We start from the raw sequence: 7,878 nt of genomic DNA on the forward strand, positions 1-7,878 counted from the left end.
GATGCGCCGCCGACTGCTCTCTTCCACGCTGCTCGTCGCGGTCATCGCGGTCCTGCTGCTGGGGGTCCCCCTGGGCGTCGTCGTCAGCCGCCTCATCGTCGACGAGGCGGCTCAGGAGCTCGGGGCGGAGGCCAAGCGCCTCGTGGGAGAGGTCGAGTATGCCCGTGTTCAGGAGACACCGCTCGACCCTCAGCAGCTGGAACAGAAATACCCCGGCCGGTACATACAGATCTGGGAGCGCGGAACCCCCCTCCGGGTGACCGTGGTCGGCACCGCCCCGCCGTCCGGTCACCTCATGACCGAGGACGCGCAGACCAACACCGGCGTCTACGTCCGGATAAGTCGCGACAGGGATAGGGTCGAGCAGGATGTACGGGCACGCCTCCTGCTCATCGTCGCCCTGGCCGGAGCCGCCCTCGCGGTGGCCGTGAGCCTGGCGGTCGTGCAGTCTCGGCGGCTGACGCTACCCCTGCAGGACCTGGCGAAGATCGCCGAGCGGCTGGGCTCCGGCGATGCCCGGCCCAGCAAACACCGCTACGGCATACCTGAGTTGGACCGGGTGGCGCAGGTGCTCGACCGCAGTGCGACCCGCATCTCCGACCTGCTCACGCGCGAGCGCGAGTTCGCCACCGACGCCTCCCACCAGCTCCGCACCCCCTTGACCGGTCTCACCATGCGCCTGGAGGAGATCGTGTCCGCCGCGGAGCATCCCGAGGTCGTACGCGAGGAGGGCGAGGCGGCGATCGTGCAGGCGGAGCGGCTCACCGCCGTGATCGACGAGCTGCTGGCCGCGGCCCGGCGCCAGCGACACGCCCAGGCGGAGCCGACCGCCATCGACGAGGTCCTCATCCAGCAGATCACGGAGTGGGAGCCGGTCTTCAAGGACGCCGGACGTGCCCTGCGGCTCGAAGGCGGGCGCGGACTGAAGGCGCTGGCCACCACCGGCGGCTTCGGCCAGGTGATCGCCTCCCTGCTGGAGAACTCCCTGCGCCACGGCGGTGGCGCCGTCACCGTGACCTCCACCAGCGGCGACAACTACGTGGTGATCGAGGTCTCGGACGAGGGCCCGGGGATCGCCGACGAGATAGCCCCCAAGATCTTCGAGCGGAACGTCAGCGGCGGTGGTGGCACCGGCCTCGGACTGACCCTCGCCCGCGCGCTGGCCGCCGCCGACGGCGGCAGGCTGGAGCTCGTACGGCGCCGCCCGGCCACGTTCGCCATCTTCCTGCGCCCGGCGGAGGAGGACGGCAGCAGGAACAGGGTGGTCAGCGGTCCTGCTTGACCGCGGCCTCGGGCAGCTCCACCGGGATCGGCTCGGTGGCCTCCAGGAACACCCACTTCTTGTACGACCAGAAGCGGAACAGCGTGCCGAGCCCGACGCCCACGATGTTGGCGATGTTGAGGCTGAGCGTGTCGTGCAGGTCGAGCGTGTAGGTGGTGAAACCGATGGTCAGCATGCCGAACAGCAGTGCGATGCCGTTGAGCAGGAAGAACAGGAAGTATTGGCGCCCCAGCCCGCTCTGCTCGCGGTGCCGGAAGGTCCAGTAGCGGTTGCCGAGATAGGCGAAGGTGGTGGAGACCGTCGTCGCCACGACCTTGGAGGTCAGCGGTCCCAATCCCACAGCGACGCTGCAGAGGTTGAGCACGCCCAAGTCGATCATGAAGGCGATGGCCCCGATGCTGCCGAACTTGGCCAGCTCGTGGACCAGGGACGCGAACCGCTCGTAGAGGCGTCTTATGACATTCACGTCTCTGCTCGGTCCTCTCCCTCGCCGCGCCTGACCCCCTCAGCGTACCGGTCACGATGTAGGGTCGATGTCAGCCTCGCGAAGAACCTGCTTAGAAATACCGTCTTATGCCCGTCATTTACGAAAGCCGGGCATTACGCTGCGTTGCAACCTCCCGCGCCATCCGGCATACGCGGGCGGGGCAGAGCGCTGGGCGGTCGTGCCTGCGAAGGCGACCCGGAACGGCCGCCCAGCCCGAAGCGTCCGGGAAAGTCGTTCCGTCCCGGTAAGCTCACCTGGCGTGAGTTCCTACAGCCCCATCGGACCGGTCGTCGGCATCGTCGGCGCCGGCCAGCTGGCCAGGATGTCGCAGCCGCCCGCCATCGCGCTCGGCATCGAGCTGCGGGTGCTGGCCAACACCCCTGAGGAGAGCGCCGCACGCGTGATCGTCGACACGCGCATCGGAGACTACCGCGATCTGGACGATCTACGCGAGTTCGCCCAGGGTTGCGACGCGATCACGTTCGACCACGAGCACGTGCCCACCGAGCACATCCAGGCTCTGGCCGCCGCCGGCCAGGCCGTGCACCCCGGCGCCGACGCGCTCGTGCACGCCCAGGACAAGGCGGTCATGCGCGAACGGCTGACCGCGATCGGCGTGCCCTGCCCGGCTTGGGCCCGCGTGTCGTCGGTCGAGGAGGTCTCCCGCTTCGCGGGCGAGCACGGCTGGCCCGTGGTGCTCAAGTCGGTGCGCGGCGGCTACGACGGCCGCGGCGTGTGGGTGTGCCGGTCCCCTGAGGAGGTCGCGGAGGCGTTCGCGACCGGCGTCGAGCTGCTCGCCGAGGCGTTCGTGCCGTTCGAGCGGGAGCTCGCGGTGCTGGTGGCCCGCTCGCCGCACGGCCAGGGCGTCAGCTACCCGGTCGTGGAGACCGTCCAGCAGGACGGCATCTGCGTAGAGGTCATCGCGCCCGCCCCCGGGCTGGACCCCGAGGAGGCGGCGCAGGCGCAGCGCATCGGCCTGAAGATCGCCCACGAGCTGGGGGTGACCGGGCTGCTGGCGGTGGAGCTGTTCGACACCCCGAACGGGCTCGTGGTCAACGAGCTGGCCATGCGCCCGCACAACAGCGGCCACTGGACGATCGAGGGCTCGACGACGTCGCAGTTCGAGCAGCATCTGAGGGCGGTGCTGGACCTGCCGCTCGGCTCGCCCAAGATGACCGCCCAGGTCGTCGTCATGGCCAACCTGCTCGGGGGCGAGGAGCCCGACCTGTTCAAGCGCTACGAGCACGTGCTGGCCCACGATCCGGGCATCAAGCTGCACTTCTACGGCAAGGAGGTGCGCCCGGGACGCAAGATCGGCCACGTGACGGCCCTCGGCTCCAACCTCGAAGAGGTCCGCGCCCGCGCCCGCCACGCCGCCGTCTACCTCACCACCGGGGAGTACACATGACCATCGGCATCGTGATGGGGAGCGACTCCGACTGGCCGGTCATGAAGGCCGCCGCGGAGGCCGTCGCCGAGTTCGGCGTGCCCTTCGAGGCGGACGTGGTCTCGGCGCACCGCATGCCGACCGAGATGATCGAGTACGGTCGCAGCGCCGCGACCCGCGGCCTCCAGGTGATCATCGCCGGGGCCGGAGGGGCGGCGCACCTGCCCGGGATGCTGGCCTCCGTCACGCCGCTGCCGGTGATCGGGGTGCCGGTGCCGCTGAAATACCTCGACGGGATGGACTCCCTGATGTCGATCGTCCAGATGCCCGCCGGGGTGCCGGTGGCCACGGTGGCGGTGGGCGGCGCTCGCAACGCGGGGCTCCTGGCCGTACGCATCCTCGCCGCGTCAGACGTGAAGCTGCGCGAGCGCATGGAGGAGTTCCAGGCGCGGCTGAAGGAGCAGGCGTACGCCAAGGGTGAGAAGCTCCGCGCGGAGGCCGCCCAGCTGAAGGGCTAGCCGCATCGGCGACCGGCCGCCCCGCCCGCAGATCTACGGGCGCGGCGGCCGAGTCAGCGGGCTACGGGCGGCCCAGGGCGCGGTAGTGCCATCCGGCGGACCGCCACGTCTCGGCGTTCAGCGCGTTACGCCCGTCCACGATGCGCCGGGTCGCGACCACCGCGCCCAGCTCCTCCGGATCGAGCTCCACGAACTCCTGCCACTCGGTGAGCAGGAGCACCACGTGTGCCCCGCGGACCGCCTCAACGGCCGACTCGCCGTAGTTCAGCTCGGGGTGCGCCTTTCGAGCGTTGGCGAGCGCGATCGGGTCGTACATGGTGACCTGTCCGCCCTGGTGGCCGATGGTCACGGCGACGTCCAGCGCGGGGGAGTCGCGAATGTCGTCCGAGTTGGGCTTGAACGCCGCGCCCAGCACGCCCACCGTGCAGCCGTGGAACGAGCCTCCGGCCAGCTCCCTGGCCAGGTCGACCATGCGGGCGCGACGCCGCATGTTGATGGCGTCCACCTCGCGCAGGAACGTCAGCGCCTGGTCCGCGCCCAGCTCCCCGGCCCGGGCCATGAAGGCCCTGATGTCCTTGGGCAGGCAGCCGCCGCCGAACCCGAGCCCGGCGCTCAGGTAGCGGCCGCCGATCCTGTCGTCGTACGACAGCGCCTCGGAGAGCTGCTTGACGTCGGCGTGAGCGGCCTCGCAGACCTCGGCCATGGCGTTGATGAAGGAGATCTTGGTGGCGAGGAAGGCGTTGGCGGCCGTCTTGACCAGCTCGGAGGTGGCGAGATCGGTCACCACGAACGGAACCTCGCCGAGCGGCTCGTACACCTCACGCAGCACCTTCTCCGCTCGTTCGGTGCGTACGCCGAGCACGATGCGGTCGGGGCGCAAGGTGTCCTCGACCGCGAACCCCTCACGCAGGAACTCGGGGTTCCAGGCCAGCTCGGCCTGCGCTCCGGCGGGCGCGAGCCGGGAGAGCTTGTCCGCGAGCCGCTCGGCGGTGCCGACGGGCACGGTGGACTTGCCGACGATCAGGCACTCCCGGTCGAGGAGCGGGGCGAGGGTCTCGACAGCGCTGTCCACGTAGGTGACGTCCGCGGCGTACTCGCCGCGTTTCTGCGGTGTGCCCACGCAGATGAAGTGCACGTCGCCGAAGGCGGCGACTTCCTCGTACGAGGTGGTGAAGCGAAGACGTCCGGATTCCAGCCCGCGGCGGAGCACCGGTTCGAGGCCGGGCTCGTGGATCGGGAGCTCACCTTGGTTCAGTCTGCCGATCTTGTCTTCGTCTATGTCAAGGCCAAGGACCTCGAATCCAAGATCAGCCATGCACGCCGCATGGGTGATGCCCAGGTATCCGGTCCCGATCACCGTGAGGCGATATGGCACGAGTGAGCTCCTTTCGGTCGCGCAGGCATGCTACCGGGACTCGCTACCTCCTACGTGCCACCTGCACCTCTTCGCAAACCGTACTAGCTGGTAACAAATGCTCGGACGTCCTAGTATCTAGCGCATGAGCTTCCCTCTTTACGCGCCCGCCGAAGAGCACGACCTGCTCAGGGAGACGGTCCGGGCCCTGGCCGACGAGAAGATCGCCCCGCACGCCGCCGCGGCTGACGAGACCGAGGAATTCTCCTGGGACGTCTACAAGGCACTCGTGTCGTCGGACCTGCACGCCGTACACATTCCCGAGCCGTACGGGGGCGCGGGGGCGGACGCTCTGGCCACCGTCATCGTCATCGAGGAGGTGGCCCGCGCCTGCGCCTCCTCGTCCCTGATCCCCGCCGTGAACAAGCTCGGCACGGTCCCCCTCCTCCTGTCGGCCTCGGAGGACCTGAAGTCGCGCTATCTGCCCGCGGTGGCGAGCGGCGAGGCCATGTTCTCGTACGCCCTGTCGGAGCCGGAGGCTGGCTCGGACGCGGCGGCCATGAAGACGAAAGCCGTGCAGGACGGCGACGACTACGTGCTCAACGGCACCAAAATGTGGATCACCAACGCCGGGGTCTCGGAGTACTACACCGTCATGGCCGTGACGGACCCGTCGGCGGGCGCCAGGGGCATTTCAGCCTTCGTCATCGAGAAGTCGGACGAGGGCGTCTCCTTCGGCCCCAAGGAAAAGAAGCTCGGCATCAAGGGCTCGCCCACCCGCCAGGTGATCCTGGACAATGTCCGGATCCCGGCCGACCGCATGATCGGCGCGCCCGGCACCGGCTTCAAAACCGCCCTGGCCACCCTGGACCACACCCGCATCACCATCGCCGCCCAGGCCCTGGGAATCGCGCAGGGCGCCCTAGACTACGCGATCGGCTACGTCAAGGAACGCAAGCAGTTCGGCCGCCCGGTGGCGGACTTCCAGGGCCTCCAGTTCATGATCGCCGACATGGCCATGAAACTCGAGGCGGCCAGGCAGCTCACGTACCACGCGGCGGCGAAGTCGGAACGGGCGATGAACGGCGAGCCGCAGAAGGACCTGACGTTCCTGTCCAGCGCCGCGAAGTGCGCCGCCTCGGACGCGGCCATGGAAATCACCACGGACGCGGTACAACTGCTGGGCGGCTACGGCTACACGAAGGATTTCCCGGTGGAGCGCATGATGCGCGACGCCAAGATCACCCAGATCTACGAGGGCACCAACCAGATCCAGCGCATGGTGATGGCTCGGCAGTTGCTGAAGTAGGCGTTGACATGCGGGAACCCGGCGCTTCCTATGGGGTGGGCCGGGTCCGCCGAAGCGCTGGCCGACCTTCGGTCTCCGCCTGTTCCGTCCCTGTTCCGTGATCTTTACACGGCGGCCTAGGGGTGCCAGCATCACGCGGCATGGAAGTCGATGATTTCTGGGACTCTAAAACTGACGATCATCGTTGACACCTGGTCTCCGACCGCCTGCGGCGGTCCGCGGCGCGTGGGCGGCTCTTCGGCCGGTCGCGGCCGAAGCCACCCACGCACCCGCATGCGACGGACCGGGCAGAGCTCGTGACCGCTGAGCACATTAACCTCGGGCTTTCGCGGTGAATTCGCGTGAGCTGATCATCTAGATGAGAAAAGTGCTTCCGAGCCGGAAGGATGGGGCTTGTCTAAGGTCCTGTCCGCGCCAGATGTCGACGATCACGAAATTGGGCTCTGGCGCGTTTCCGGGAGTCGCTACCTAGCGTGACCGGATTGGTGGAAGCGCGCGTGATCGCACTTTAGTAACACGGTGTGCATGGGGAGCGGTCGTCCTGTCACGATCTGGATCGCCAAGATCTTGATCACGAAGAACGACCGCGAGGGTCATTGTGCTGCACGAGCTCACCGCGGGGGAAGTGCGTCTCCTGCATCTGCTGTTCCCGCACCTGGCGGGTCTTGATCTGCGCGAGGTTGAAGACCCCTACGATCGGGTGAGGATCGTGGCGCGGGCCAGGGATGAGGAGGTGGCTTGCCGCGGTTGCGGCCAGCTCTGCGTACGGGTCCATGACCGCTATCGGCGTCGGCTGCAGGACCGCGCCATGCGCCGCGCGGCCGTTCCAACAGCCGCGGCCGGGTCGCGCTGCCCGACGGCTGGCTGGACGATCCGTACGAGCAGGTCGTTCGCGAATGCGACACCGAACTGGACACCTCCGGTGGCTGACGGCCCGGCGGGAGGTTATGATCCTTTCGCGATGCAGCTTGGTTCATGTCCGCTGGCGCCTCTTCGGTTGCGCGAACCCCGCGGGGGCGCCGCCGTGCACCGGTTCACCGAGCTTCAGGAGAAAGGCGGTCGCCATGCCCGTACAGGATTCCCAGGAGATGGCCAACGACCGGCCTGCCATCAGGGCGCTCGGCGATGCACTGGTGGAGGATGGCGAGACCAGGTCCCCCGTCTCCTATCTAGCAGAGGCCCAGTCATTTCCGGACACGATCCGGCTTCCCTGGTACACGTTCGGGGTCATGTGGTTTCCCTTCGCGATTGCGCACAACAAGATTCTTGACGATGCCAAGGGCTCGATTGCTTCCAGCATCGACGCGTTGCACGGCGATCGCGACAAACTGTATATGACGGCAGAAAACTGGGAAGCAGTCGAACTGGAGAACACAGAAAATGTCCGACGGATTTAAGATGCCTGTGCCGGGGGAAACCCCGGATCCTTCGGAGCCGGGCGGCGACGGCCCCACCACCGGCTGGCGGGTGCTTCAAGAGGCGACGCTGGCCATGCTGGGCATTTCGATGGTCGCTTTCCCCGGTGCGGTCGTGCCCGTGCT

At 68.0% G+C, this 7,878-nt stretch carries 7 protein-coding genes; 5 read left to right on the top strand and 2 right to left on the bottom strand.

Going from position 1 to position 7,878, the window contains the following annotated elements:
• Position 1: 1 nt before the first annotated feature.
• Entirely contained in the window at positions 2-1,282 is a 1,281-nt protein-coding gene (locus ACIBVN_RS30960) for an ATP-binding protein (protein ID WP_397142363.1), read from the top strand.
• On the opposite strand, the gene ACIBVN_RS30965 is transcribed toward ACIBVN_RS30960, so the two are convergent.
• The gene (locus tag ACIBVN_RS30965) at positions 1,266-1,748 is read right to left on the bottom strand and encodes a GtrA family protein (protein ID WP_397142365.1); all 483 of its coding nucleotides are present in this window, start codon (positions 1,746-1,748) and stop codon (positions 1,266-1,268) included. The two genes, ACIBVN_RS30960 and ACIBVN_RS30965, sit on opposite strands and share 17 nt — an antisense overlap.
• 280 nt (positions 1,749-2,028) lie before the next feature.
• Between ACIBVN_RS30965 and ACIBVN_RS30970 the strand changes: the two genes are divergently transcribed.
• Together ACIBVN_RS30970 and purE are read left to right on the top strand one after the other, a co-directional pair.
• On the top strand, positions 2,029-3,177 hold the full coding sequence (locus ACIBVN_RS30970) for a 5-(carboxyamino)imidazole ribonucleotide synthase (RefSeq protein ID WP_397142367.1): 1,149 nt from the start codon (positions 2,029-2,031) through the stop codon (positions 3,175-3,177).
• Positions 3,174-3,674 (top strand): 5-(carboxyamino)imidazole ribonucleotide mutase, encoded by a 501-nt coding sequence (purE, locus tag ACIBVN_RS30975; RefSeq protein WP_397142369.1) that lies wholly within the window; start codon positions 3,174-3,176, stop codon positions 3,672-3,674. The genes ACIBVN_RS30970 and purE overlap by 4 nt, the downstream gene beginning before the upstream one ends.
• A gap of 61 nt (positions 3,675-3,735) precedes the next feature.
• Here purE and ACIBVN_RS30980 read toward each other — a convergent pair whose 3' ends face one another.
• Positions 3,736-5,049 carry a UDP-glucose dehydrogenase family protein gene (locus tag ACIBVN_RS30980; RefSeq protein ID WP_397142371.1) on the bottom strand — a complete coding sequence of 438 codons (1,314 nt, stop codon included), beginning with the start codon at positions 5,047-5,049 and terminating at the stop codon, positions 3,736-3,738.
• 124 nt (positions 5,050-5,173) lie between these two features.
• Between ACIBVN_RS30980 and ACIBVN_RS30985 the strand changes: the two genes are divergently transcribed.
• The gene (locus ACIBVN_RS30985) at positions 5,174-6,337 is read left to right on the top strand and encodes an acyl-CoA dehydrogenase family protein (RefSeq protein ID WP_397142373.1); all 1,164 of its coding nucleotides are present in this window, start codon (positions 5,174-5,176) and stop codon (positions 6,335-6,337) included.
• Between the two features lie 1,064 nt (positions 6,338-7,401).
• A complete protein-coding gene (locus ACIBVN_RS30990) occupies positions 7,402-7,734 on the top strand; it encodes a hypothetical protein (protein WP_397142375.1) in 333 nt (110 codons plus the stop codon).
• The last annotated feature ends 144 nt before the right edge of the window (positions 7,735-7,878 follow it).

The sequence above is a fragment of the Nonomuraea sp. NPDC049400 genome (assembly GCF_044466425.1).
Taxonomy (GTDB): domain Bacteria; phylum Actinomycetota; class Actinomycetes; order Streptosporangiales; family Streptosporangiaceae; genus Nonomuraea.